Genomic DNA, 25,529 nt, shown 5'->3' on the forward strand with positions numbered 1-25,529 from the left:
CCTATAGCCGTTAAGCAGGGGATATTAAGAAAAGTCCTACGTGTTCGGGGGATTCAGCTCTTTAGTCTCAGCGCCGTGGAAAACGGAGACCTATTCGATACGGGTTCCGGGTTCGAACTGGTATTTACTTCTGAGGCTACAAAGCATGAAATCTATTAATCCCCATCATTTTCGTTATTCGCGTTTATTCACAACTATAAAACTCATGGCTGTCGGGCCACTGTATCTTTTGAGTGAACATGCGCTATCGGCTGTCACCGTGGACGGCAATGTTGGCACCGGCCAACTTGACGTCTATCCCGGGTCAGGTGCGCTGGCCTATATCGCGCAGAATAATGCGGCCCTCAACATCCACGACAATGCCATCGTTCAAGAAATACAGGCGACCAACGGCTCTACACTGACCATTAAGTCGGCTACGGTGACCTCGACTCACAGATTCCAGGCAGCTGTCGCACTGAGTGAATCGAACGCCACGATCACCGACGCGAGTGTGACCAGCTACACCAGTGGCGGCTTGAACGTTGCTCACCAACCAGGCACCACCATCGGCTCTCACGCTCAAGTCAGCAGGAGTGAAATTACCGGTGCGACTTACGGCGCCAACGTTACTTCCCATAGTCTGTTGGAGTTGAATGACTCCAAGGTGACCGGCAGCAGCCAGCAGGGTCTGAGGCTGTTGGGGGGCGCAGCCATTGCCAGGAACAGTGAAATCACGGGGGCGACAACCGGTGTCGTCATGGCACGTGAGAGTTCGACGGCCATTGAGTCTCCTCACTTGACCCTGGACGGTTCACGCGTCGAGGGGCTTGGCGGCCCGGCAATCTCAGTGTTGAGCCCGATCATGGCCGAAATTGATGTAACCAATGGTTCATCCTTGAGCGGCAAGAACGGCAATATGCTGGAACTGAGCGGTGGTGGCTCGGCCAACATGCGCGTGAATAACAGTGCGCTCGACGGCAATATCCAGGTGGGCAAAGACAGCGCTCTGGACCTGAACCTGGATGTCGCCTTCATGAACGGCGACATCGTCAACAGCGGCGGCAGCGCCAACGTGGGTCTGAACAATGGCTCGGTACTGACCGGGCGCCTGGACAATGTCGACAAACTGTCGGTCAACAGCGACGCCACCTGGGTGATGGTGGATGGCCAACAGGCCCTCAACGCATTGTCGATGAATGGCGGTAACGTCAAGTTCGGCGAGTCCGGAGCCTTCTATAAGCTGGACGTGGCCAACCTGTCCGGCACCGGCGGTACGTTCATCATGAAGGCGGATTTCGGCTCGCTGACCGGCGACTTCCTGAATGTAACGGGCACGTCTGCCGGTCACCATCAGTTGCTGCTCGCGGCCACGGGGGCCGACCCGTTGAACGAGCGCCTGCACATGGTGCACACCGCCGACGGTGTGGCGAATTTCAGCCTGGTGGGTGGTCGGGTCGACCGCGGTACCTATTCTTACGACCTGACGGCGGATAACCAGAATCACGATTGGTACCTGGACCCGGATAGCAAGGTCATCAGCCCGAGCACCAACTCAGTGTTGGCGTTGTTCAATGCGGCGCCGAGTGTGCTGTTGGGGGAAATGACCAACCTGCGGACGCGCATGGGCGAACTGCGTTTCAACGGCGGCCAGACCGCGGGTTTGTGGACTCGTGCCTATGGCAACAAGTATGAAGTGTCCAACGACAAGACTGGTCTGGGTTACAACCAGAGTCAGCGCGGTTTCACCCTGGGAGCGGATGCACCGCTGGAGGCCGGCGATGGGCAGTGGCTGATCGGTGCAATGGCCGGCCACAGCCAATCGGACCTGGACCTGAACCTGGGCAGCAAGGCCACCATCAACAGTTACTATGTGGGCGGCTATGCAACGTGGCTGGACAGCGAAAGCGGCTTTTACTTCGACGGCGTGCTCAAGTTCAACCGCCTCCACAATGAGTCCAACGTGGCCATGAGCGACGGCAAGAAGAGCAAGGGCAACTACACGCAAAATGCCATGGGCGCTTCGGCCGAATTCGGTCGTCACATCACGCTGGATGATGGCTATTTCGTCGAGCCCTACGGCCAATTGGCGGCGGTGATCACCCAGGCCCAGAGTTACACACTGGATAACGGCCTGGAAGCCAAGGGGGACCGTTCGAGTTCGGTGATCGGTGAGTTGGGCGTCACTGCCGGCAATAACATCCAACTCGACAGCGGCGGCGTGCTGCAGCCCTACTTGAAAGCTGCGGTCGCCCATGAGTTCGACCAGAGCAACAAAGTGTTCGTCAACGATAACTCGTTCAACAACGACCTGTCGGGCTCACGCTTGAAGCTGGGAGCGGGTGTAGCGATGTCGGTGTCGCAGAACCTGAGCATGCATGCGGACCTGGAGCGGAGCGTGGGCAAGAACATCAAGCAACCCCTGGGGGTGAATGTGGGGCTGCGCTACGCGTTCTAAACGTTGCCGGTGCAGGACTCTCCGTTCGTCGGGCAAACCGCCAACCTGTCAAATCTGACAGTAGGCGGTTTGTTTTTTTGGGGGCTAACTGGATGGGCATTCCTTATCAGGAGATTCCCATGCAGCGTCTTACAAGTAAAAAAGTTATGCGTACCGTCCCCAAGGTATTACTGGCGGCAGGTGTTGCTGTACTGCTCGCCGCTTGTTCCAGCGGCCCTACCGAGACGATTTCGAGTGAGTACCCGGGGGGTGATCCAGCTTGCACTAGCGCCGGCTATTTCAAAAGCGTATCGCCCGGTTGGTATTATCGGTGTATATACCACGTCAATATCAATCGATGGATAAAATACCCGATGCAGTGCCCGGCTGGACAAGATTTTGATGACACTCTGAAAAAGTGTGTACCCAGAAAATAACAAATCAGCGAGCCTCTCTTCCTGACGGTAGAGAGGCTTTTTTATTGCATCAAAAGTGGTGGTGTCGGGTAGCAATGTCACCACCCGGCACCGGTCTTGAACAATGAGTCTATGGCCGCTCCACAACCAAAATATCATCCAGTGAAAACTCGGCCCCTGAGAAACCACTCTTGAAATAGATGCGTATAGGCAAGAACTGAGACGGAACCCCGGCAGGCAATGCAAAGGTCCGGGAGTGTGAGGTCCATACTCCGGGATTGTTATGCAGGAAATGTTCTGACTGAGTGCCGAACTCCATGTAAACAAAGGGTTGATAGGGGTTCAAATCCACCTTCATTTTGAAACTCAAGTCGTAGGTTTTACCGCTTTTGATAAAAAAGGATTTAATGACGCCGGGAGTGATAGGGCTGCCATTGTTGAGTTTTACAAACCAGAAATTGTTGTTGTTGACGTTTCTGATCAGGCCCAGACTGCTGACGATGTTGACCCACTGATTCCAGCTTAATAACTCAAAGTCCGTCAAATCATAGAACCGAAGCGCTTGGATGAAGTAGTTGCTCGACGGAAAGGGTTTGGCGTTCAGTTCATTAGTATCGCCATTGAAAGTGACGGCTGCACTTACCGTCACCTTGCTTTCATCCGTCAGTGCGGTAAACCAGCTGCGCATTGCCTTTTCATTCACTATCCCGTTGTCGGCTTGGGTCTGGTCGATCAGATGGCCGTTCAACAGTGTCAAGGGGGTTGCGCCAACACTATGGAGCTTGAGCCAGATCCGTTGGTCCTTGCGGCTTAACGTCCAGGGCGCCAGGCTCACCCAGCAATCGGTGTTGAACGCATTCAAGTCTATTTTTGAGCCGGGTGGCAGGCCATTGAGCCTTGGCTGCGGCAGTGGATTGCCGCCGGGTACTTCATCGAAGTCCAGTACGCGCAGGTTCAGTACCCTTGAGTCATCGGTGATGCCATTGGTTGTGACGTGATACTGAAGACGCAGGACGCTCCCAATGTGGTCGCCGATCACGCTGTTAGAGAATTTGAAATCGACAAAACCCGCAGTTGGGTTGCCGTATTGAGGTGCTATGGACGGTAGCGTCGCACCGGGGTTGCCCTGCAGTTCGAGTTTGATGAGATCGTTCGAAGACATCGGTGCAAATTGCACGCGAACCGTCACCTGCGCAGTGTTATCAGCAATGACCGGGTTGATAGTCGCGTTTTCGTCGTCCACGGGTGTGCTGTTATAAACGAAAGGCGCGGGCAAATGGCGCGCAGCGAGGACTCTCATGTGCACGGTGTTCGAGATGCGTGGTGCAACGCCTGGACGCGAGCGCTCGTAGAAAATATTCATATTTTGATTGAGCAGGATGTACTGGCGCTTAAGCGTGAAAGGCAGTGGCCGGTCTTTCCAAGTGTCTGAGACAAAGAAGGGTTGGGGCGGCGCGCTGCCACCTGGCACATAGCCTTCAGCATGCAGGATGACCGTATCCCCCTCGATGATATCGCTGTGGGGGTCGACCTCAATGGTGGCATCACCGGTGGACTGGTTCGAATCAAACACGTAATCAGGCGGTGGCGCCTCATGCACTCGCGGTTCTGGCAGTACAGCCGTAGAGGCACTGATACTAACTGTTGTGTCCGGGGATGGTAGTGGTCCCTCGCTATTCTGACGGGTATAAGAGGCAGTCAGGCTGCCACCTGCCAATTTGGCAATGTCACCCTCGGGGCCATTGATAATCGAGAACACCACATTGCCTACGCCTGCATTTTTGGATTCTTCGTGGTAGTAAAACTTGCCGTTAGGGTAGCGACCCAACAGCTTCAGCGTGATGCGGTCAAAGTAGTCCTGGTCGTCATATTTAAGGATGTCGATGTTGATGATGGTGGTATCGGCAGGCAGTATTCCATCGACAGCCTCGCGAAAAATCGGGGCGCGAAGTCCGCCGGGAATGGCGGTGCCGATAATAGTGACCGGCGTGAGGTGTGAGCCTCTATTCTGCGCGCCAAAGCGAATTCGCTCATAGCTAAGTCGAGCCTCACCTTTGATCAACGGTATCAGGTCGCTTACCGGGCATGGAATTTTGAGCTGGCGCGTCGTGGTGGATGTCAGTGGATCAGAGCTGTAGGTTTTCCTCACCGTTTGCCCACGCAACGTCTTGCCGATGAGGGTCACCTTGATCACGTCGCCCAATTGGTAGCCGTTATTCGCGATTAGAACGACGATGTTCACGAAATCGCCAACGACGTGGTCGAGATCGAGGATGTCTTCCGGAGCCTCACTGAAGAAACAATGGGGCAACAATGGCTCTGAACCATCGTTCAGGTAGACCAGGAGGAATTCGGCGACCGACCAGCCGTCGGAATAGTTTCCGCATTCATCAATCACGTTCCACTCAGCGACGTGATGGCCGCTGCCGATCTGGCGCCAATGTTCAACGCACAGCTTGAAAACAATGTCGTCATGGTTACCCTGTTCCTCCTGCGACACTGAGTGTTCGAATAATGCATCGCCGATTTTCAGGCGAACAACATCCCGCACCGCCCGGTAGGTGCGGGGTGACAGTGAGGTATCGGCAGGGTAGTAGGGGACGCGAATCTCTATGCAGTTTTGGGCGTCGTCTTCTGTAACGCCAAAGTCGAGAAATTCTTGGGGAATGATCGGCTTGAGCAGGTTCGTGTTTACAAATCTGTCCCCGTCCGGATTGTCCCCGCCGGGTTTCACCTTATCGACCTTCAGTGCGAATTTTCTTGTTTCTCCTACCGCCTGGCCGAGGCGTGTCACCCTGAAGAACACTGGATAGGTATTACCGTCGGTGATCGAACTTGACGGTACGAACAGGGGAATCACCTCAGCGTTATCCACTTCATGCTGTTGGATGGTGGTGGAGGCGACGGGGTCGGTCAGAGAGCCCCAGAACAGCTCCACGAAATCCAGGGCTGCCGCCTCCAGAAATGGCAGCAAGCCGATCAGTAGTCCCTCCTCATGCGTGGTGATTGCGACGAGGTTGATACCTGCATCGTAGCCTTGCACCGGCCGGGTACTTGCAGGGATGTACAGTACCAAATCTTCGAGGTGAACCTTTTTGAAGGCTTGCGTCGAGTTGAGCGACAGGTCGGACGGGGGCGGCACCAAGTAACGACGGTCGATGAACGTACGCTGTACCGATGGCGTCTTTTTGAGGGGGCGCGTGCTTGAGTAAGGCGTAAGCAGTGAGCGCCCCTCTGAGAGCTTGATCAAACGCTGGTCTGGATTTTTGGAAAGCTCTTCGTCGTTACCCATGGTGGAAGCCTCTGCAGTTATTGAGGAACTCAATGTCTACGGCCCATTTACTGAGTGGGAGTAGTTGCGAAGAGGTGTAACGCGGAAGCTGGGGAGCAACCAGCTGTGAGAATTGACAGTGCCGACAAACGGCAGCGGCCCGCACGCGAGCCGCTCACGTTACCGAGGGTCAGGGTTGACGGTTCCAGTGCCGGAACAGAGGTTCGGCGAGGAACAGGACGAACAACAAACGCATCACCTGCATGGCCGTCACCAGGGGAACGGACAACTGCAGCGTCTCGGCGGTCAGGCTCATCTCGGCAATCCCCCCCGGCATCATGCCCAACGTCAGCGAGCGCAGGTCCAGGTGGGTCAAGGCACTCAAGCCCACCGCTGCCAATGTCGCCAGCGCCATGGTCAGGGCTGTGCCGATCAGGGTGCGACCCATGAATGACGGTGCCCGACGGAAGAACTGCCGGTTGAAGTGGCAACCCAGACCGCTGCCGATCAACCATTGGCCGATTTGGCTGCCGCCGTCGGGCAGGCCGATATGCAGGTCCCAGATCACACTGGCAGTGGCGCTCACCAGCAAGGGGCCGAACAACCACGGGTTCGGCTGACGCAAACGCTGCCAACCCCAGGCGACCAGTGCGCCCATCGGAAACAGCGCTAACAGCCACGGCCAGCTCACGGGCGCCGGATGAAACTGCGGTGTACCGCCTTCCAGCAGATACTTGAAGATCGCCGGTACACACAGCACCACCACCAATACGCGCAGACTCTGCCCCGCCGCGACACGGCTGAGCACGGCGCCATTGCGTGCGCCGAGGTTGACCATCTCACCGGAACCGCCCGGCATGCTGGAGAAAAACGCCGTGGCGCGGTCTTCACCGCTGCGGCGCATCAACCACACGCCAACCACGCTCGACATACTGGTGACCAGTGCGCCGAAAAAGATCAGCCCGAAGTGGCTCATCACCTGTTCGATCACCACCGGCGTGAAGTGCAGGCCGATGCCGATGCCCACCACCCATTGGCCGCATTTGCGCCCGCCGGGAATCTCCGCCAACTGCCACGGCGTAAGGCAGCGCACCAGGATGATCGCCAGCAATGAGCCGACCATGTACGGCAAAGGCCAGCCGACGAGGCTGGCCAGGTAACCGCCGGCCAGGCCGACCAGCGGTGTTCCCCACCAATGTTTAAAGGTGACCTCAGACATCAGCCACGGCACGACGCTGCAAGGCACGTTTGCGGTAGATGCGGATCAGCGGGAAGGCCAGCATCAGCGCGGTCAGTACCCATACACCAAAGGTGATCGGGCTCGACCAGAGGATCTGCAGGTCACCGTTGGAAATCGACAGCGCACGACGCAGGTTCTGCTCCATCAAGCCACCGAGGATAAAGCCCAGCAGCACCGGCGACAGCGGGAAATCGAGCTTGCGCAGGATGTAGCCGAAGATGCCGATACCGACCATCAGGAACAGGTCGAAGGTGGTGGCGTGAACCGCGTACACGCCAATCGCCGTGATGATGGCGATCACCGGTACCAGCGCCCAGTTCGGCACGGCAAGGATGCGGGTGAAGATGCGGATCATCGGGATGTTGAGGATCACCAGCATGATGTTGGCGACGAACAACGAGGCGATCAGGCCCCAGACGATGTCCGGTTGCTGTTGGAACAGCAGCGGGCCAGGGGTGATGTTGTACAGCGACAGTGCGCCGATCATCACGGCCGTGGTGCCCGAACCTGGTACGCCGAGGGTCAGCATTGGCACCAGGGCACCGCAGGCGGACGCGCCGATGGCGGTTTCCGGAGCGGCGAGGCCGCGCATGTCGCCCTGACCGAATTTACCGCTGGCACCGGCCAGGCGTTTTTCGGTCATGTAGGCAACGGCTGACGCCAGCGTCGCACCGGCACCTGGCAATACGCCCATGATGAAACCAAGCAACCCACAGCGGATGTTGACGACGAACACCGCGCCAGCTTCCTTCAAGTTAAACATCATGCGCCCGGTGGCTTTGACCGCTTCCTGGCCACGGTGGGTTTTTTCCAGCAGCAACAGGATCTCGCTGATGGAGAACAGGCCCAGCACCAGCACCACAAATTGGATGCCGTCAGTCAGGTGGATGTTATCCCCGGTAAAGCGATACACGCCGCTGTTGGCGTCGATGCCGACCGCCGACAGGAACAGGCCGATCAGCGCCGCCACGAACGTCTTCAAGGGTTTGTCACCGGCCATGCCGCCGAGACAGACAATCGCAAACACCATCAGTACGAAATATTCCGCCGGACCGAAGGCAATCGCCCATTGGGCCAGCAACGGCGCAAACAGCACCATGCCGCAGGTGGCGATAAACGCGCCGATGAACGAACTCCACGCCGACAACGACAGCGCCACGCCAGCCAAGCCTTTGCGGGCCATTGGGTAGCCGTCAAGGGTGGTCATCACGGTGGACGCTTCGCCCGGGATGTTCAGCAGGATCGAGCTGATACGGCCGCCGTATTCACAGCCCAGGTACACGGCTGCCAGTAGGATCAGCGCCGATTCGGGTGGCAGGCCCAGGGCGAAGGCGATGGGGATCAACAGCGCCACGCCGTTGATCGGGCCCAGGCCTGGCAATAGGCCGACCACGGTGCCGATCAGGGTGCCGCACAGCGCGGTCACCAGGTTGTAAGGGGACAGTGCAACGCCGAAGCCCTGGCCCAAGTAGCCGAAAGTATCCATATCAATTCTCCAGAACGTCGAGCAGGCCGAGGGGCAGCGGCACATCCATGGCTTTATCGAACAGCAGGTAAAGACCAATCGCCATCAGGCCGACGATCACTGCACTGGGCAACCAGCGGCCGCCATACAGGCGCGCCATCGGGATGCCGATCAGCATGCTGCTGAGGATGAAACCCAGGGGTTCGAAGGTGCCGGCAAACACGATCAACAGCGCGACGCACACGCCGATCTTGATCAGGGTTTCGCGGTCCAGCGCGGGTTCTTCTTCCGTGTGCTTGGTCGGCTGGGGGCGGAACAGCATGTAGATCAGTGCCAGGCTCATCAGCCCGAGCATCAGCAGCGGGTAGGCGCGAGGTCCTACCGGCTCGTAGGAAAACGACGCTTGATACGGCCAGGCCATCAGCGCGAGGCCGGCACAAGCCAGCAGCAACACGGCGGCGAAAATGCGTTGTAAGAGCATAGGGAACTCCTGGATCGCGCCCCGAACGGGGCGCGGCTACGGAATATGGCGACGCTATAGGAGCGAGCTTGCTTACGAAGAACGTCAACGAGGCTGCGTGCTGCCTGGATAAGCGCGGTGTCGTTGCGTTTTTCGCGAGCAAGCTCGCTCCTACAGAGGGGCAATTACTGGATCAGGCCGAACTCTTTGGCCAGCACTTTGTAGTCAGCCACCTGTTTCTTCACGTAGGTGTCCAGCTCCGGGCCGGTCATGGCGAACGGGAACAGCTCGCGCTGGTCACGCAGCTTGGCGAACTCGTCGGAGGCCAGCAGCTTGTCGAACGCGTCTTTCCACCAGGCGTAGTCGGCATCGCTGACTTTTGGCCCGAGGTAGAAACCGCGCACCACTGGCCAGACGATGTCGTAGCCTTGTTCCTTGGCAGTCGGAATGTCTTTCATTTCCGGCTCGTCCAGGCGCTGTTCGGAGAACACCGCCAGCAGGCGCATGTCGCCGCTCAGGATGTGCGGCATGGAGTCGGAGATGTCGGTACTGCCCACCTGGATATGGCCACCGAGCAGGGCCGTGGCAATTTCGCCGCCGCCTTCGAGTGCCACGTAACGCAGTTCACGCGGGTTGATCCCGGCCGCCTTGGCGATCAGCGCGGTTTGCATCCAGTCCTGGCTGCCGACGGTGCCGCCGGAACCGATTACGACGCTGCCCGGATCTTTCTTCAAGGCTTTGACCAGATCGTCGAGGGTCTTGTAGGGCGAGTCGGCTTTCACGGCGATAGCCCCGTAGCTGGTGCCCACCGCCGCCAACCAGCGCACGGCACTTTCATCGAAGCGACCGAACTTGCCCTGGGCCAGGTTCAACAGCGAACCGCTGGACCAGGCCACCAGCGTACCGGCATCGGCAGGGCGCTGGGCGACTACGGCGTTGTAGGCCACTGCGCCCACGCCACCTGGCATGTAGGTCACGCGCATTGGCTTGCTCAGCAGTTTCTCGTTGACCAGCGCGCTTTGCGCCAGTTTGCAGGTCAGGTCAAAACCACCGCCAGGCGAGGCGGGGGCGATGCATTCCGGGCGCTTGGGTTCATCGGCGGCCAACAGTTGGCCGGCGAACAGCATGCAGCCGGCGGCGAGGGCTAATTTACGCAGTGAAGGGGTCATGGTTATCTCCGTCTTTGTTGTTATGAGGGGTTACTACCAGAGCGCAACGCTATAGCTGACCAGCAAGCGCATTTCATCCGCATCACGGGCGGAGTAGTTGGAACGGTAGGTGGCGTTGCGCAGGCGCACCGCCACATCCTTGAACGTGCCGGTTTGCACCACGTACTTGATCTCGCTGTTGCGTTCCCACTCCTTGCCAGTCTCGCCGTTCTTGAGCTTGATGTTGTCACCCGAGAGGTAACGGCTCATGAAGCTCAGGCCGGGGATGCCCAGCTTGGCGAAGTCGAAGTCGTAGCGCGCCTGCCAGGAACGCTCTTCGGCGCCGGCAAAGTCGTTGATCTGTACGAAGTTGACCAGGTACGGGTCGCTGCCATCCACATACGGGAAGGCGCTGTCGCCGGACATGTGCTGGTAACCGGCACTGAGCTTATGGCCATTGAGGGCATAGCTGAACAGACCGTTGAGGGAGGTGTTGTCGATCTTGCCGCCGCGTGCTGCGCCGGTATCATCGCTGATGGCCAGGCGCAGGTCGGTGCCGAAGGTGCCAGGCCCCATCGGGCGCGAGGCCACCAGGCCGAGGAAGTGCTGGCGGTACACGTCATCCAGCTGGGCGAAGTGGTAGCTGCCGGTGATCTTGTCAGCGAACTTGTAGTCCGCGCCGCCGAAGTTGAAGTGCTTGCCGGTGGCGCCGCTGACGAAGCGGCTGTTCTTGTTGTTGAGGGCGATGTCTTCGTAATTGGTGTCGTCACGGTCCTTGGCTTTGTCCAGACGGCCACCGGTGAATACCAGGTTCTTGAATTCTTTCGAGGTGATCAGGCCGCCGTTGAAGGTCTGCGGCAGGATGCGCCCGTCGTTGGGCTTGAGGATCGGCAATTCGGGAATCAGCGAGCCGATTTTCAGCTCGGTGGCCGAGATCTTCACTTTGCCGGTCAGGCCCAGCTTGGAGTACTCGTCGGCGGCACGGCCGTCGTCATGGGTGGGCAATAGGCCGGTGCCGGTGCGGTCGGGGCTGGAGTCGAGCTTGACCCCGAGCATGCCCAGCGCGTCCACACCAAAGCCGACGGTGCCGTCGGTGTAGCCCGATTGCAGATTGAGCATGAAGCCCTGGGCCCATTCGTCGCGCTTGGATTGCTGCGCACTGGTGCCGTCGCGGAAATCGCGGTTGAAATACATGTTGCGGGTTTCCAGGGTCGCGCTACTGTCTTCGAAGAAGGCAGCCTGGCTAAGCGGCGAAAAGCCGGCAAGCGTAGCAGCACTGGCGAGGGCGGTCTGGGTCAGACGAGAAAAACGAACAGGCGAGGAGGCCTGGGGCTGTGTCGACAGCATCGTTGTGTACTCCGTTATTGTTCTTATTTTGGCGAAAACGCTTCGAGGCGTTTTTCGGGCGCGACGTTGAGGTCGCTCGGCGGGCATAGACCACCGTAGCTGGATGCTAAAGGGCGAAGCTTTCACTAACCTTTCAACGGCCTTTCAATGTTTTCGGGCTTCACAGGGCAGGCGGCGCCTGTAAACTGCCCGCCAAAGCGTGGCGCCGACCACCCCTGAACGAGGTAGAAATCCATGCGTGTCTTGCTGGTTGAAGACCATCTGCAACTTGCCGAAAGCGTCGCGCAAGCGCTCAAGAGCACGGGTTTGACCGTTGACGTGCTGCACGATGGAGTGGCGGCGGACCTGGCCCTGAGCAGCGAGGAGTACGCGGCGGCGATCCTCGATGTGGGGTTGCCACGCATGGACGGTTTCGAGGTGCTCGCACGTTTGCGCGCCCGTGGAAAAAATCTTCCGGTGTTGATGCTGACCGCGCGCAGTGATGTGAAGGACCGTGTGCACGGCCTCAATCTTGGCGCCGACGATTACCTCGCCAAACCTTTCGAACTCACGGAGTTGGAGGCGCGGGTCAAGGCACTGTTGCGGCGCAGTGTGTTGGGCGGCGAGCGCCAGCAGGCCTGCGGCGTGTTGGTCTATGACCTCGACACCCGGCGTTTCACCGTGGGCGGCGAGCTGATGACGCTGACCTCCCGTGAGCAAGCAGTGCTTGAGGCGCTGATTGCACGACCGGGCCGGGTGATGAGCAAGGAGCAGCTGGCTTCCCAAGTGTTCGGCCTGGACGAAGAAGCCAGCCCCGATGCCATCGAAATCTACGTGCACCGCCTGCGCAAGAAACTCGATGGCCAGCCCATCGCCATCGTGACCTTCCGCGGCCTCGGCTACTTGCTGGAAGCCCGCGATGCATAAGCCCAGCAGCCTGCGTTGGCGCCTGCTGTGGAACCTGGCGCTGTTGCTGGTGCTGTTGATGCTCGCCAGCGGCATGAGCGCCTACTGGAACGGCCGCGAGGCCGCCGACACCGCGTACGACCGCACGCTGCTGGCCTCGGCGCGCACCATTGCCGCCGGCTTGACCCAGGTGGATGGCACCTTGAGTGCGAACGTTCCGTATGTGGCCCTGGATACGTTCGCCTACGACAGCGCCGGGCGCATTTATTACCAGGTCAATGACATCCATCAGAAGCTGATCTCCGGCTACGAAAACCTCCCCGGCCCGCCGCCTGGCACGCCGCGTACCGATGACTATCCGGCGCTGGCACGCTTCTATGACGCCATGTACCAGGGCCAGCAGGTGCGGGTGGTGAGCCTGCTCAAGGCGGTCTCCGAACCGAATATGAACGGCATGGCGGAGATCCGTGTCGCTGAAACCGATGAAGCGCGGGTGAGCATGGCCCGCAGTCTGATGGCGGACACGTTGCTGCGCCTGGGGATGCTTGCGGTCGGCGCATTGTTGTTGGTGTGGTTTGCCGTCAGTGCCGCGTTGCGCCCGCTGGAGCGCCTGCGCACGGCGGTAGAAGAACGTCAGCCAGACGACTTGCGGCCATTGCCCTTGGTGGAAGTGCAGCATGAGTTTGGGCCGCTGGTGCGCTCCCTCAACCATTTCACCGAGCGCCTGCGCGGCCAATTCGAACGTCAAGCGCAGTTCATCGCCGATGCAGCCCATGAACTGCGTACCCCGCTGGCGGCCCTCAAGGCCCGGCTGGAGCTGGGGTTGCGCGCCGAGGATCCCGCTACTTGGCGCAGCACCCTGGAAACCGCAGCCCAGGGCACTGACCGCCTGACGCATCTGGCCAATCAGTTGTTGTCGCTGGCACGCATTGAAAACGGTGCCCGCGCGATTGCCGAAGGCGGCGCGCAATTGCTGGACCTCAGCCAGTTGGCGCGGGAGCTGGGTATGGCCATGGCCCCGTTGGCCCACGCGCGCGGCGTGGCGCTGGCGTTGGAGGCCGACGAGCCCGTGTGGCTGCGCGGTGAGCCAACCTTATTGAATGAGTTGCTGAGCAACCTGGTGGATAACGCACTGGCTCACACGTCTCCGGGGGGCAATGTGATCCTGCGGGTGACGGCGCCCGCCGTGTTGGAAGTGGAGGACGATGGCCCTGGGATCCCGCTGGATGAGCGGGACCGCGTTTTCGAGCGCTTCTACCGTCGCAGCCAGCAGGGGATGGGGTCTGGCCTGGGGTTGGCGATTGTCGGTGAGATTTGTCGGGCGCACTTGGCCCAGATCAGCCTGCACGATGGCGAGCAGGCCGGCTTGAAGGTGCGGGTGAGTTTTATCGCGGGTTGATCAGTAGAACATCGAGCGGGCTTCATCCAGCTCGGCGCGCAACGCATCGCTGTAGGGGTCGACCCGCAGTTTCTTGAGCGCCGGCAAGGTCGAGACCGGTACGCTGGCCAAGGGATGATCGGTGCCGCGATGGCAATACAACACGGCGATCTGCACCAGGTCGATGTAGTCGAGCTTGGGCGAGTCGCGTTCCAGGTCCAGGTATTGGCCGGGCAGTTTCGCCAGCATTTCCGGGAAGTCCCAGACTCCCAACAGTTTGTCGCCCAGTAACGGGTGGATGCTCTCGATGACATGGTTGAGGCTGACCGGGTCTGCGAGCAACTCGTAGTGGTCCTCGGCGTACGTCAGGATCGGCAATACGCCGATCTGATGCACCAGGCCGCCGAGTGCCGCCTGGTCTGGCTTGAGCTGGCTGTGGCTGCGGCACAGGGCGTAACTGACGCCCGCCACTTCCAGGCTGCGGCGCCATACATCACGCATCTTTTGTTCGACCACGTCGGAGCGGGCGTGGAAAATTTGCTCCATCACCAGGCCGATTGCCAGGTTGCTGCTGTAGTTGGTGCCCAGCCGGGTGATGGCGGTGTGCAGGTCGGTGACTTCCTGGGTGGCGCGCAACAACGGGCTGTTGACCACTTTGATCAGGCGCGCCGACAGCGCGGTGTCGCGACCGATCACTTTGCTCAAGTGGCTGATGCTGATCTCCGGGTCCTCGGCGGCCTGGCGAATATTCAGGGCCACTTCCGGCAATGTCGGCAGAACCAGCTCATCGTTGTCGATGGCCCTCACTAAAGCCTGTTGGACTTTTTCCGCCAGCGTGTTCATTCATGCTCTCTAGGGTGTTGCAAAAAGGTACGGCGATCAGCGCTGGATCTCTCGATCACGGTCGAGCGTGTAAGGCAGGTCGAGCAGGTGCAAACGGGGGCCTTCCGGCGTACCTACATGCACATCGCCACTATCGGCAGCTTCGGCTTGCAACACGGCCAGAAGTTCAACGGTTTGGTCAGTTTTTGCCGCAATGACCACTTCGCCGATCGCGCTGGTGTGGCTGGGCGAAAACAGCGGAGTGCCTGGCTCGGGCATTTCAGGAGCATTGAAGCTCAAGCGGTACAGGCGACGTTTGAGTTTGCCCAGGTACTGCATGCGCGCGACGATTTCCTGGCCGGTGTAGCAGCCTTTCTTGAAACTCACGCCGCCCACGGCCTGCAGGTTGAGCATCTGCGGGATGAACAGTTCGCGGGTTTGCGGCATGACCTGGCCGATGCCGGCGCGGATCTGCCCCAGCAGCCATTCATTCAGATCGGTTTGTTCAAGGGTTGCAGCCAATTGATTGCGTACGGCGTCGCCTTGCTCGGCAGGCACCCAAAGTTCAGCGCGGTCAGGGGAGACGCGGATGGCGATCAAGGTATCGTTGCGAACGACGCTGTCGGTCTCGGCGGGCAGTTCAAGGCCAACGCTGGCCAGGGCCGGCTCCGCATGCATCAGGCCGAAGCGCACCCAGGCGGCGCTTTCGTCGGTCAGTTTGGATTTGGAGAACACGGCGTACTTCTTCAGGTCGGCCAGCTGGGGTTCCAGCAGCTCGGTGGCCATGGCCAGCACCACGCCGTCACCTTGCAGCAGGATGCGGAAGCTCGACTGCATGCGCCCTTTTTGCGTGCAGCGCGCGCCGAGGCTGGCCTGGGTATCGCTCAAGTAATTGAGGTTGCAGGTCAGTTGGCCCTGAAGGAATTTGGCGGCGTCGGCACCGCGGACGGCGAGAACGCCTTCGTGGGACAGGGGGCAGAAGAAAGCAGAGTCGGCCATGGGTCATCGCAGGTCAAAAAGTCATGGGTGCATCATAGAGGGGCGCCCGGCAAATGGATAGTTTCCGTATGGGGCGACCAAAGCCGACTGTTCCGGTGCCGTCGGCCCTGTATACTTGCCGCCTATTTGAGGAGCGCTCCATGGTCGAAGATGTAGAAATCAATCGTCTCTACTGGCACAGCCGTCGTGGCATGCTTGAGCTTGATGTGTTGCTGGTGCCTTTCACCAAAGAGGTCTACGCAACGCTCAATAAGGTGGATCGCGACCTCTACGTCAGGCTGCTGACTTGTGAAGACCAGGACATGTTCGGCTGGTTCATGGAGCGCGCCGAATCCGAAGACCCAGAGTTGCAGCGCATGGTCAGGATGATCCTGGACCGTGTCCAGCCCAAGTAATACCTTTGAATGCCGCTGGCAGGCCTCACGGCTGTTGCTGGCGGCGTATCTCCTCGCCCAGCTGTTCGCGCTGGGTGCGTTTTTGTTTCTTGATCTGTCCTATTCAAGCCTTGGCCTGCTGGTGTGTCTGTTGCACGCCGCTTGGGTTTTGCCGCGCTTTATTCTGCTGACCCACCGTTCGTCGATTCGTGGCCTGCGCCGTGACGCTGATGGCTGGCAGTTGCTCAGTGCGGAGCGGGGCTGGCACAGCGTGCAGTTGCGTCCGGACAGCCTCGCCTTGCCATTGATCGTCGTTCTGCGTTACCGGGTGCAGGGCGAATGGCGGGTCCGTTCGGTGTGTGTACCCAGGGATTCGCAGGACGCCGATGTGCATCGGCGCCTGCGGGTACGCCTGAAGTTCAGCCGCCGTAGGTGGTTGGCACCAGGATAGTGTCGCGGGCCTCGGGCAGCATCTGCGGGTAGTCGAGGGTGTAATGCAGGCCGCGGCTTTCCTTGCGTTCCATGGCCGAGCGGATCATCAGCTCCGCCACCTGGGCCAGGTTGCGCAGTTCGATCAAGTCGCGGCTGACCTTGTAGTTACTGTAGAACTCGTCGATTTCATCCAACAGCAATCGCACTCGGTGCTGCGCGCGCTGCAGGCGCTTGTTGGTGCGTACGATCCCCACGTAGTCCCACATGAAGCGGCGCAGCTCGTCCCAGTTATGGGCGATGATCACGTCTTCGTCCGAATCGGTAACCTGGCTGGCGTCCCAGCGGGGCAGGGCTGCCGGCACCGGAACGCGTGGCAGTTGTTTGAGAATGTCCGCCGCCGCTGAGCGCGCATAGACGAAACATTCGAGCAGCGAGTTGCTGGCCATGCGGTTGGCGCCATGCAGGCCGGTGAAGCTGGTTTCGCCAATGGCATACAAGCCCGGTACGTCGGTGCGCCCGTGCTGGTCGACCATCACGCCGCCGCAGGTGTAGTGCGCGGCGGGCACCACGGGGATCGGGCCTTTGGTGATGTCGATGTTGAACGTCAGGCAGCGCTCGTACACGGTAGGGAAGTGCGCCTTGATAAAAGCTTCGGGTTTGTGGCTGATGTCCAGGTAGACGCAGTCGATGCCCAAGCGCTTCATTTCATGGTCGATGGCGCGGGCGACGATGTCGCGCGGGGCCAGTTCGGCGCGTGGGTCGAAGCGCTGCATGAAGCGTTCGCCGTTGGGCAGTTTCAAATGGGCACCTTCGCCGCGCAGGGCTTCGGTGATCAGGAAACTCTTCGCCTGAGGGTGATACAGGCAAGTAGGGTGGAACTGGTTGAATTCCAGGTTGGCCACCCGGCAGCCCGAGCGCCAGGCCATGGCAATGCCATCGCCACAGGCTCCGTCGGGGTTGCTGGTATAGAGGTAGACCTTGGCTGCACCCCCCGAAGCGAGGAGGGTGAAGCGCGCGCCGTAGGTGTCGACTTCGCCGCTGGCGCGGTTGAGCACATAGGCGCCGAGGCAGCGCTCGCCGTCCAGGCCTAGGCGTTTTTCGGTGATCAGGTCGACGGCGACGCGTTGTTCCAGCAATTCGATGTTGGGGCGTTGGCGGGCTTGTTCGAGAAGCGTCTTGAAGATGGCGGCGCCGGTGGCGTCGGCAGCATGGATGATGCGGCGGTGGCTGTGGCCACCCTCGCGGGTCAGGTGGAACTCGAAGCCGCCGTCGTCGCTCCCCGCGTGTTCATCACGGGTAAAAGGGACGCCTTGATCGATCAGCCATTGGATGGCCTCGCGGCTGTGCTCGACGGTGAAACGCACGGCCTCTTCATTGCATAGGCCACCCCCGGCATTGAGGGTGTCTTCGACGTGGGATTGCACGGTGTCGGTGTCGTCCAGCACCGCGGCGACACCGCCCTGGGCCCAGAATGTCGAGCCGTTGGCCAGGTCGCCCTTGCTCAGTACCGCAATGCGCAGGTGGCTGGGAAGGGTCAGCGCAAGGCTCAGGCCGGCCGCGCCGCTGCCGATCACCAGGACATCGTGTTGAAACTGTTGGCTCATTTGAGGGATTCCGCAAAAGCGATCCGAAGAGGTGGCGCAAACAGGACGCCTGGGTCGGCGAATCAAAGGGTCACACGGGCTACTAGTATATAGAGGGGTGGAGCGGCACAATAGCCGGGCATTCGTGGCAATGTGAGATTACGGTGCGCGGCTTGGGTAAAATCGGCAGGTTATTGAAACGGGAACTTTTTGCATGAGCCCCGACTCAATAGCAGGTTGCCCGAAAGCTGGGAAAACGTTGAGTTTATTGGCCCGTCGGGAGCATTGGACGCGTCAGAAAACCGGCGACAAGATTATTCGCGCAGTCGGCTATGCCCGTACTGCGTTTTTCGTGTGTGCCAAATCAGTGCGTGCCGGAAACTTGCTTGAAGGGGGAGAACTTTTGCGAAAAGACCGAGTCTATGTTTGCAAGCCTGATCGTTTAGTTATGCAAGCCTCCTTAAAGTACAACGAGGAGTGTTCATGCTAACCCAGGAAGAGGATCAGCAGCTGGTCGAGCGCGTCCAACGCGGCGACAAGCGAGCTTTTGATCTGCTAGTGCTGAAATACCAGCACAAAATTCTCGGGTTGATCGTGCGGTTTGTGCACGACACCCATGAAGCGCAGGACGTTGCACAGGAAGCCTTTATCAAGGCTTACCGTGCACTTGGTAACTTTCGCGGTGATAGCGCGTTTTACACGTGGCTATACCGGATCGCCATCAACACGGCGAAGAACTATCTGGTGTCTCGCGGACGCCGCCCACCGGATAGCGATGTAAGTTCAGAAGATGCAGAATTTTACGATGGTGATCACGGCCTCAAGGATCTCGAGTCGCCGGAGCGTGCATTGCTGCGCGACGAGATCGAAGGCACCGTTCATCGCACAATTCAGCAACTGCCAGAAGATTTGCGTACGGCGTTAACTTTACGTGAATTCGATGGTCTGAGTTACGAAGACATTGCGAGCGTCATGCAGTGTCCGGTGGGGACTGTAAGGTCACGGATTTTCCGGGCCCGGGAAGCCATCGATAAAGCCTTGCAACCGTTGTTGCAAGAGAACTAAAGACAGCGGCGACAGCCAAGAGAGGAACCGCCATGAGTCGTGATGCCCTGCAGGAATCGCTGTCCGCAGTGATGGATAACGAAGCGGATGAACTGGAACTTCGTCGAGTGCTCAACGCATTTGATGACGCCGAAACCCGTGATACCTGGTCTCGTTACCAAGTCGCTCGGGCGGTGATGCACAAGGATCTTCTAATCCCTCGTCTGGATATTGCTGCGGCCGTTTCTGCCGCGCTGGCTGATGAAGCCGTTCCGGCAAAAGCTGCTCGTGGACCATGGCGTAGCCTGGGTCGCCTGGCAGTTGCTGCTTCGGTGACTGTTGCGGTGTTGGCCGGTGTTCGCCTGTACAACCAGGACGAGATCGCCGGTGCCGAACTGGCCCAGCAGACTCAACAGCCGGTGATGGCAGGCCCTCAGGTCAAAGGCCCAGCGGTACTGGCCGGCTACAAGGAAAGCTCTGACACCACAGGCCCGATGGCCAACGGTGTATTGCAAGGGCAATCCGGCTGGCAGGACCAGCGTCTTCCAGGCTACCTGCGCCAACATGCACAGGAATCGGCTCTGAAGGGCACTGAAAGCGCTCTGCCTTATGCGCGTGCAGCCAGTTTGGAAAACCGCTAATCCGTAAGGAGCTCTATGCGAGCCATACCGCTCCTTACGCTTTTGCTCAGTGGTTGTTTTGCACTCCCCGCCCACGCCGACGAAGCCCAAGACTGGCTGACTCGACTTGGGCGTGCAGAGCAGCAGCAAAGCTTTCAAGGTACGTTCGTCTATGAACGTAACGGCAGTTTTTCTACCCATGACATCTGGCATCGTGTCCAGGAGGGTCAGGTCCGTGAGCGGCTCTTGCAGCTCGATGGTTCTGCCCAGGAAGTCGTGCGGCTGGATGGCCGGACCCAATGTGTCAGCGGCACTCTCGTCGCAGGCCTGGGCAACTCGCGCGATGCGCCATCCCGTGCGCTGGATCCGCAAAAACTCAAGCAATTCTACGAACTGGCCGTCATTGGCAAATCCCGCGTGGCCGGGCGTAATGCGGTGATCGTGTCGATCACGCCGCGTGACCAGTATCGCTACGGTTTTGAACTGCACCTGGATCGCGAAACCGCGCTGCCGCTCAAATCCCTTTTGCTGAATGATCAGGGGCAGTTGCTTGAGCGCTTCCAGTTCACGCGATTGAACACTTCGGTCGTGCCGGATGATCGCGATCTGCAGCCCAGCAGCGAGTGCGCACCTCTCTCCGTTGCCAATGAAAAAGCCCCCGTCCTGCAGCCTACTGAGGCGTGGCATCTGGAATGGTTGCCGCCGGGCTTTCAGCTGACCAACACCAGCTCGCGTAAAGATACCCAGACCAAGTCGACAGTCGACAGCCTGATGTATGAGGATGGGCTGGCGCGTTTCTCAGTGTTCCTTGAGCCAATCAGCGATGCGAGTGTCACCGAAACGCGCACGCAACTGGGCCCTACGGTCGCTGTATCCCGTCGCCTCAATACAGTGGATGGCGAGATGATGGTGACGGTGGTGGGCGAAATCCCGATCGGCACTGCAGAACGTATCGCGTTGTCGGTGCGTGGTGAAAAAAAGCCAGCCGTGCAGCCGTGAGTCGTTAATCCTATGTTCATCCTGACGTTTCACTGTATTTGCATGCCAGGTTGGCTGCCGAGAGCATGAAATGTCTGGATCAGCATTTTCACTTGCAAAAATCTCTTTTGTTTTTTATAGGTCAGGGCTTGTCGGCTCTGGCCTTGTTTTGTTCGCGGAACAAAGATGTCGGTCGCAGTTTTCGGCGTTTCTTGAACCCTGTCGCTCAACCCTGCTCGTCGTAACGGGAGCTGTATGTCGATACCACGTTTGAAGTCTTACCTATCCATAGTCGCCACGGTATTGGTGCTAGGTCAGGCCTTGCCCGCGCAAGCGGTCGAGCTGCCTGACTTCACCCAATTGGTTGAGCAAGCCTCGCCGGCCGTGGTGAACATCAGTACCACGCAAAAACTGCCGGAGCGCAAAGTCTCCAACCAGCAGATGCCGGACCTGGAAGGCCTGCCGCCGATGCTGCGCGAGTTCTTCGAGCGCGGCATGCCGCAACCGCGCGCCCCCCGTGGCGGTGGCGGTGGCCAGCGTGAGGCTCAGTCCCTGGGCTCGGGCTTCATCATCTCGTCGGATGGCTACATCCTTACCAACAACCACGTGATTGCAGACGCCGACGAAATTCTCGTGCGCCTGGCTGACCGTAGTGAGTTGAAAGCCAAGCTGGTGGGCACCGATCCACGTTCCGACGTGGCGCTGCTGAAAATCGAAGGCAAAGACCTGCCGGTGCTGAAGCTGGGTAAATCCCAGGACCTGAAGGCTGGGCAGTGGGTCGTTGCCATCGGTTCGCCGTTTGGTTTTGACCACACTGTGACCCAAGGTATCGTCAGCGCCATCGGCCGCAGTCTGCCGAACGAGAACTACGTGCCGTTCATCCAGACCGACGTGCCGATCAACCCGGGTAACTCGGGTGGTCCGCTGTTCAACCTGGCGGGTGAAGTGGTGGGGATCAACTCGCAGATCTACACCCGTTCCGGCGGATTCATGGGCGTGTCGTTCGCTATCCCGATCGACGTGGCGATGGACGTTTCCAACCAGCTGAAAAGCGGCGGCAAGGTTAGCCGTGGCTGGTTGGGTGTGGTGATCCAGGAAGTGAACAAAGACCTGGCGGAATCCTTCGGTCTCGACAAGCCGGCCGGTGCCCTGGTCGCGCAGATCCAGGACGACGGCCCTGCTGCCAAGGGCGGCCTGCATGTCGGCGACGTGATCCTGAGCATGAACGGCCAGCCGATCGTCATGTCGGCCGACCTGCCACACCTGGTGGGCGCACTCAAGGCCGGCAGCAAGGCCAAGCTGGAAGTGATCCGTGAAGGCAAGCGCCAGACCGTTGAACTGACGGTCGGTGCCATCCCTGAGGAGGGCGCAACCCTGGATGCCCTGGGCAACACCAAGCCAGGTGCCGAGCGTAGCAGCAACCGCCTGGGCATTGCCGTGGCTGAGTTGACCGCTGAGCAGAAGAAGACCTTCGACCTCAAGAGTGGCGTGGTGATCAAGGAAGTGCAGGACGGCCCTGCCTCTCTGATCGGCCTGCAGCCGGGTGACGTGATTACCCACCTGAATAACCAGGCCATCGACAGCACCAAGCAATTCACCGACATCGCCAAGGCGTTGCCGAAGAATCGTTCGGTGTCGATGCGAGTGCTGCGTCAGGGGCGTGCAAGCTTCATTACGTTCAAGCTCGCCGAGTAAGTCGGTAGAAACAAAAAGCCCCGCCTTCGTTGAATGAAGGCGGGGCTTTTTTGTGGGCGATGGAGTTAGCTCATCATCCCTTTGACCAGGCGTTCCTGTTCGATCAGCTCGCGTTGACGGGCGTCGATACGCGAAGACAATGGGAAGTTGTTGCCGGCGCGACGCTTGGCGAAATCCAACTGCTGGATGGCCTGCTGGAAATCCCCCACCAGCGCAAAGTACTCGGCGCGGGCTTGGTGCAGGCCGATAATGTTGCCGGACAAGCCGCGTGTCTCTGCGACCTGGTACCACACGTCAGGGTCGTCCGGACGAGATTTGAGCAAGCTGTCCAACGCCTTTTCCGCATCGGCGGTACGGTTCTGCTTGAGCAGAAGATCCACGCGTATCTGATTCAGCGGGTAGTTGCCCGGATACTGAGTCAGCATCTTGTCCGTACGTTGCTGGGCGTCAGGCAAGCGGCCGTTGTCAATGTCCAGCTGGATCTGCGCCAGGTTGTAAGTGATGTCGTTGGGTGTCTTCGCAAGCAGGGGCGCCAGGTTTTCCCGTGCCTGTTTGAACTGGGAGCCCTTGATCTGGGCAATGGCCAGGCCATAGCGCGCCACATCGTTCTTCGGGTTTTCGTCCAACTGCGCCTGGAAGCGTTTGGCGGCGAGGCCGGAGGTGTCTTCGTACTGCAGCTGCACCCGTGCGCGGATCAGTTGATAGCGCAGGCTGTCTTCCTTGCCGCCGGTTTTGGCTTGCTCGGCGCGGTTGCGGGTGTCGGCGATTCGCGATTCGGTCACCGGGTGCGTCAGCAGGAATTCCGGCGGCTTGGCGTCGAAGCGGTATTGACGCATCAGGCGTTCGAACATGGTCGGCATGGAGCGCGGATCGTAACCGGCTTTTTCGAGGTTGAGGATGCCGATGCGGTCAGCCTCTTGCTCGTTCTGACGCGAGAACCGGCGCTGTTCCTGGATCGCAGCCGCCTGGGTGCCGGCAATAGCGGCAATACCAGCGTCACCCGCGCCAGCTGCTGCGGCAATGATGCCGCCCAGCAGCGCGGCCATCATCGGGAGTTGCATGCGCTGTTGGGCTTCCACGCCACGGGCGAAGTGGCGTTGGGACAAGTGCGCCAATTCGTGCGCCAGTACCGAGGCATATTCCCCTTCGGTCTGGGCATTGAGGAACAGGCCGCCGTTGACCCCGACAATCCCGCCGGGCGCGGCGAAAGCGTTCAGTTGCGGGCTGTTGATCAGGATGAACTCCAGGCGCCGGTCGTTGACCTGGCTGGTCTCCACCAACTTGTAGACGCTGGTTTCGACGTAATCCTTGAGCTGCGGGTCGTTGAGTTGCGAGACCTGGCCCCGCAGGTACGCCAGCCAGGCGCGACCCAACTGGTATTCCTGTTGTGGCGAGACAATGGCAGAACTGGCGTCGCCGAGTGACGGCAGGTCGTCAGCGAAGCCTGGGGAGGCCAGCAGGCAAGCCAGCGTCAGCAGGGTGGGGCGCAAAAAAGTCATGCACAGAGCCTTTCGACAAAGAGCTTACTGTAGCCGGACACTGAGCTTCGGACCAGATATTCTAAGCATCCCCAATGCTTGCCCGGAGTAAACCATGACCGACGCTGTCGCCTTTGATGCCGAACTCGATGCCACCGGCCTCAATTGCCCGTTACCCTTGCTCAAGGCCAAGCTGGAACTCAATCGTCTGGCCAGTGGCGCAGTGCTCAAGGTGATCGCCACGGACGCGGGCTCCCAGCGTGACTTCCGCACCTTTGCCAAGCTGGCCGGCCACACGCTGTTGCATGAAGAAGACGCCGCCGGTGTGTACCGTTACTGGTTGCGCAAGGCCTGAACCGTTCGCTCCACCACCCGAGGTTGATTGATGTTCAAAGTGTTACGAGACTGGATCCAGCGCTACTTCTCCGACGAGGAGGCCGTGGTACTGGCGGTCCTGCTGTTTCTGGCCTTCACGGCCGTGCTCACCTTGGGCGGCATGCTGGCGCCGGTATTGGCTGGGATGGTACTGGCGTATCTGATGCAAGGTTTGGTCACCACGCTGGAGCGTTTGCGCCTGCCGGGTGGAGCCGCCGTGGGGCTGGTATTCGCCTTGTTCATGGGGCTGCTGGTGCTGTTTATCGTGGTGGTATTACCGCTGTTGTGGCATCAGTTGATCACGCTGTTCAACGAGCTGCCGGGCATGCTCGCCAAGTGGCAATCGCTGTTGCTGCTGTTGCCGGAGCGCTACCCGCACCTGGTGTCGGACGAACAGGTGTTGCAGGCCATCGAAGCGGCGCGCGGCGAGATCGGAAAATTTGGGCAATGGGCGCTGACCTTTTCCCTGTCCAGCCTGCCGCTGCTGGTCAATATCATGATCTACCTGGTGCTGGTGCCGATCCTGGTGTTCTTCTTCCTCAAGGACCGCGTCATGATCGGCCGCTGGGTACGTGGCTATCTGCCACGCGAGCGTGCACTGATTACCCGGGTGGCCGAGGAAATGAATCGGCAGATCGCCAACTACATTCGCGGCAAGGTCATCGAGATCATTATCTGCGGCGGCGTGACCTACATCGCCTTTATTGCCCTGGACCTGAACTACGCGGCCTTGCTGGCGTTGCTGGTAGGTATTTCGGTGGTGGTGCCGTATGTCGGCGCGGTGGTGGTGACTGTGCCGGTGGCGCTGATTGCGCTGTTCCAGTGGGGCTGGAGTGACCAGTTCATCTATTTGATGGCGGTGTACGGGATCATCCAGACGCTGGATGGCAACGTGCTGGTGCCGCTGCTGTTCTCGGAGGCCGTCAACCTGCACCCGGTGGCGATTATCTGCGCGGTGTTGTTGTTCGGTGGGCTGTGGGGGTTCTGGGGGGTGTTTTTTGCGATCCCGCTGGCGACGCTGTTCAAGGCGGTGCTGGATGCGTGGCCACGGCAGGAGCCAGTGGTGGCGCCGTTGCTGTGATTTTTTGTGGTTGAGCGGGGCA

Annotated in this window: 21 protein-coding genes; 11 read left to right on the plus strand and 10 right to left on the minus strand. The window is 59.5% G+C overall.

What is annotated here, in order from left to right:
- The first annotated feature begins 145 nt into the window (after positions 1-145).
- Positions 146-2,437: an autotransporter outer membrane beta-barrel domain-containing protein gene (locus AB4N92_RS19265; protein ID WP_031290462.1), complete on the plus strand. Its 2,292-nt coding sequence runs from the start codon at positions 146-148 to the stop codon at positions 2,435-2,437.
- Positions 2,438-2,962: 525 nt separating this feature from the next.
- Here AB4N92_RS19265 and AB4N92_RS19270 read toward each other — a convergent pair.
- From AB4N92_RS19270 to AB4N92_RS19295, 6 genes are all read right to left on the minus strand, one after another.
- Positions 2,963-6,124, minus strand: a complete 3,162-nt coding sequence (locus AB4N92_RS19270) for a hypothetical protein (protein WP_236298292.1) — start codon at positions 6,122-6,124, stop codon at positions 2,963-2,965.
- Between the two features lie 169 nt (positions 6,125-6,293).
- Positions 6,294-7,322: an AbrB family transcriptional regulator gene (locus AB4N92_RS19275; RefSeq protein WP_010212230.1), complete on the minus strand. Its 1,029-nt coding sequence runs from the start codon at positions 7,320-7,322 to the stop codon at positions 6,294-6,296.
- The gene (locus AB4N92_RS19280) at positions 7,315-8,829 is read right to left on the minus strand and encodes a tripartite tricarboxylate transporter permease (RefSeq protein WP_010212228.1); all 1,515 of its coding nucleotides are present in this window, start codon (positions 8,827-8,829) and stop codon (positions 7,315-7,317) included. Before AB4N92_RS19280 ends, AB4N92_RS19275 begins: the two co-directional genes overlap by 8 nt.
- Before the next feature lies 1 nt (position 8,830).
- Positions 8,831-9,289 (minus strand): tripartite tricarboxylate transporter TctB family protein, encoded by a 459-nt coding sequence (locus AB4N92_RS19285; protein ID WP_010212226.1) that lies wholly within the window; start codon positions 9,287-9,289, stop codon positions 8,831-8,833.
- A gap of 164 nt (positions 9,290-9,453) precedes the next feature.
- Complete coding sequence (locus tag AB4N92_RS19290; protein ID WP_010212225.1) at positions 9,454-10,437, minus strand: Bug family tripartite tricarboxylate transporter substrate binding protein; 984 nt, start codon at positions 10,435-10,437, stop codon at positions 9,454-9,456.
- A gap of 33 nt (positions 10,438-10,470) precedes the next feature.
- A complete protein-coding gene (locus AB4N92_RS19295; protein WP_045791212.1) occupies positions 10,471-11,763 on the minus strand; it encodes an OprD family porin in 1,293 nt (430 codons plus the stop codon).
- Between the two features lie 234 nt (positions 11,764-11,997).
- Between AB4N92_RS19295 and AB4N92_RS19300 the strand changes: the two genes are divergently transcribed.
- Positions 11,998-12,669 (plus strand): response regulator, encoded by a 672-nt coding sequence (locus AB4N92_RS19300; protein WP_010212220.1) that lies wholly within the window; start codon positions 11,998-12,000, stop codon positions 12,667-12,669.
- Positions 12,662-14,047 (plus strand): sensor histidine kinase, encoded by a 1,386-nt coding sequence (locus AB4N92_RS19305; RefSeq protein WP_010212218.1) that lies wholly within the window; start codon positions 12,662-12,664, stop codon positions 14,045-14,047. The genes AB4N92_RS19300 and AB4N92_RS19305 overlap by 8 nt, the downstream gene beginning before the upstream one ends.
- Here AB4N92_RS19305 and AB4N92_RS19310 read toward each other — a convergent pair whose 3' ends face one another.
- Entirely contained in the window at positions 14,048-14,869 is an 822-nt protein-coding gene (locus AB4N92_RS19310) for an HDOD domain-containing protein (protein ID WP_021491036.1), read from the minus strand.
- 36 nt (positions 14,870-14,905) lie between these two features.
- Positions 14,906-15,847, minus strand: coding sequence for a CAF17-like 4Fe-4S cluster assembly/insertion protein YgfZ (ygfZ, locus tag AB4N92_RS19315; protein ID WP_236267564.1), 942 nt, complete (start codon positions 15,845-15,847; stop codon positions 14,906-14,908).
- A 140-nt stretch (positions 15,848-15,987) separates the two neighbouring features.
- Between ygfZ and AB4N92_RS19320 the strand changes: the two genes are divergently transcribed.
- The gene (locus tag AB4N92_RS19320) at positions 15,988-16,242 is read left to right on the plus strand and encodes an FAD assembly factor SdhE (RefSeq protein WP_010212215.1); all 255 of its coding nucleotides are present in this window, start codon (positions 15,988-15,990) and stop codon (positions 16,240-16,242) included.
- On the plus strand, positions 16,226-16,672 hold the full coding sequence (locus AB4N92_RS19325) for a protein YgfX (protein ID WP_010212214.1): 447 nt from the start codon (positions 16,226-16,228) through the stop codon (positions 16,670-16,672). Before AB4N92_RS19320 ends, AB4N92_RS19325 begins: the two co-directional genes overlap by 17 nt.
- On the opposite strand, the gene nadB is transcribed toward AB4N92_RS19325, so the two are convergent.
- Entirely contained in the window at positions 16,641-18,257 is a 1,617-nt protein-coding gene (gene nadB, locus AB4N92_RS19330) for an L-aspartate oxidase (RefSeq protein WP_010212213.1), read from the minus strand. The two genes, AB4N92_RS19325 and nadB, sit on opposite strands and share 32 nt — an antisense overlap.
- Before the next feature lie 462 nt (positions 18,258-18,719).
- Between nadB and rpoE the strand changes: the two genes are divergently transcribed.
- The 4 genes from rpoE (at position 18,720) to AB4N92_RS19350 (ending at position 22,573) form a co-directional block, all read left to right on the plus strand.
- Positions 18,720-19,301, plus strand: coding sequence for an RNA polymerase sigma factor RpoE (gene rpoE, locus AB4N92_RS19335; RefSeq protein ID WP_003172477.1), 582 nt, complete (start codon positions 18,720-18,722; stop codon positions 19,299-19,301).
- A gap of 32 nt (positions 19,302-19,333) precedes the next feature.
- On the plus strand, positions 19,334-19,921 hold the full coding sequence (locus AB4N92_RS19340; RefSeq protein WP_003172479.1) for a sigma-E factor negative regulatory protein: 588 nt from the start codon (positions 19,334-19,336) through the stop codon (positions 19,919-19,921).
- 15 nt (positions 19,922-19,936) lie between these two features.
- Positions 19,937-20,899: a MucB/RseB C-terminal domain-containing protein gene (locus AB4N92_RS19345; RefSeq protein WP_236267565.1), complete on the plus strand. Its 963-nt coding sequence runs from the start codon at positions 19,937-19,939 to the stop codon at positions 20,897-20,899.
- A gap of 234 nt (positions 20,900-21,133) precedes the next feature.
- Complete coding sequence (locus AB4N92_RS19350) at positions 21,134-22,573, plus strand: DegQ family serine endoprotease (RefSeq protein ID WP_010212202.1); 1,440 nt, start codon at positions 21,134-21,136, stop codon at positions 22,571-22,573.
- Between the two features lie 65 nt (positions 22,574-22,638).
- On the opposite strand, the gene AB4N92_RS19355 is transcribed toward AB4N92_RS19350, so the two are convergent.
- Positions 22,639-24,072: a M48 family metalloprotease gene (locus tag AB4N92_RS19355; protein WP_010212199.1), complete on the minus strand. Its 1,434-nt coding sequence runs from the start codon at positions 24,070-24,072 to the stop codon at positions 22,639-22,641.
- Between the two features lie 94 nt (positions 24,073-24,166).
- Between AB4N92_RS19355 and AB4N92_RS19360 the strand changes: the two genes are divergently transcribed.
- Together AB4N92_RS19360 and AB4N92_RS19365 are read left to right on the plus strand one after the other, a co-directional pair.
- Positions 24,167-24,406, plus strand: coding sequence for a sulfurtransferase TusA family protein (locus tag AB4N92_RS19360; protein ID WP_042570712.1), 240 nt, complete (start codon positions 24,167-24,169; stop codon positions 24,404-24,406).
- 30 nt (positions 24,407-24,436) lie between these two features.
- Positions 24,437-25,507 carry an AI-2E family transporter gene (locus AB4N92_RS19365; RefSeq protein ID WP_010212197.1) on the plus strand — a complete coding sequence of 357 codons (1,071 nt, stop codon included), beginning with the start codon at positions 24,437-24,439 and terminating at the stop codon, positions 25,505-25,507.
- The last annotated feature ends 22 nt before the right edge of the window (positions 25,508-25,529 follow it).

The organism is Pseudomonas sp. S3_A09 (assembly GCF_054668065.1).

Coding starts and splice junctions, on each gene's coding strand:
- AB4N92_RS19265 (WP_031290462.1), top strand. CDS start 146: ATGAAATCTATTAATCCCCATCATTTTCGTTATTCGCGTTTATTCACA.
- AB4N92_RS19270 (WP_236298292.1), bottom strand. CDS start 6,124: ATGGGTAACGACGAAGAGCTTTCCAAAAATCCAGACCAGCGTTTGATC.
- AB4N92_RS19275 (WP_010212230.1), bottom strand. CDS start 7,322: ATGTCTGAGGTCACCTTTAAACATTGGTGGGGAACACCGCTGGTCGGC.
- AB4N92_RS19280 (WP_010212228.1), bottom strand. CDS start 8,829: ATGGATACTTTCGGCTACTTGGGCCAGGGCTTCGGCGTTGCACTGTCC.
- AB4N92_RS19285 (WP_010212226.1), bottom strand. CDS start 9,289: ATGCTCTTACAACGCATTTTCGCCGCCGTGTTGCTGCTGGCTTGTGCC.
- AB4N92_RS19290 (WP_010212225.1), bottom strand. CDS start 10,437: ATGACCCCTTCACTGCGTAAATTAGCCCTCGCCGCCGGCTGCATGCTG.
- AB4N92_RS19295 (WP_045791212.1), bottom strand. CDS start 11,763: ATGCTGTCGACACAGCCCCAGGCCTCCTCGCCTGTTCGTTTTTCTCGT.
- AB4N92_RS19300 (WP_010212220.1), top strand. CDS start 11,998: ATGCGTGTCTTGCTGGTTGAAGACCATCTGCAACTTGCCGAAAGCGTC.
- AB4N92_RS19305 (WP_010212218.1), top strand. CDS start 12,662: ATGCATAAGCCCAGCAGCCTGCGTTGGCGCCTGCTGTGGAACCTGGCG.
- AB4N92_RS19310 (WP_021491036.1), bottom strand. CDS start 14,869: ATGAACACGCTGGCGGAAAAAGTCCAACAGGCTTTAGTGAGGGCCATC.
- ygfZ (WP_236267564.1), bottom strand. CDS start 15,847: ATGGCCGACTCTGCTTTCTTCTGCCCCCTGTCCCACGAAGGCGTTCTC.
- AB4N92_RS19320 (WP_010212215.1), top strand. CDS start 15,988: ATGGTCGAAGATGTAGAAATCAATCGTCTCTACTGGCACAGCCGTCGT.
- nadB (WP_010212213.1), bottom strand. CDS start 18,257: ATGAGCCAACAGTTTCAACACGATGTCCTGGTGATCGGCAGCGGCGCG.
- rpoE (WP_003172477.1), top strand. CDS start 18,720: ATGCTAACCCAGGAAGAGGATCAGCAGCTGGTCGAGCGCGTCCAACGC.
- AB4N92_RS19340 (WP_003172479.1), top strand. CDS start 19,334: ATGAGTCGTGATGCCCTGCAGGAATCGCTGTCCGCAGTGATGGATAAC.
- AB4N92_RS19345 (WP_236267565.1), top strand. CDS start 19,937: ATGCGAGCCATACCGCTCCTTACGCTTTTGCTCAGTGGTTGTTTTGCA.
- AB4N92_RS19350 (WP_010212202.1), top strand. CDS start 21,134: ATGTCGATACCACGTTTGAAGTCTTACCTATCCATAGTCGCCACGGTA.
- AB4N92_RS19355 (WP_010212199.1), bottom strand. CDS start 24,072: ATGACTTTTTTGCGCCCCACCCTGCTGACGCTGGCTTGCCTGCTGGCC.
- AB4N92_RS19360 (WP_042570712.1), top strand. CDS start 24,167: ATGACCGACGCTGTCGCCTTTGATGCCGAACTCGATGCCACCGGCCTC.
- AB4N92_RS19365 (WP_010212197.1), top strand. CDS start 24,437: ATGTTCAAAGTGTTACGAGACTGGATCCAGCGCTACTTCTCCGACGAG.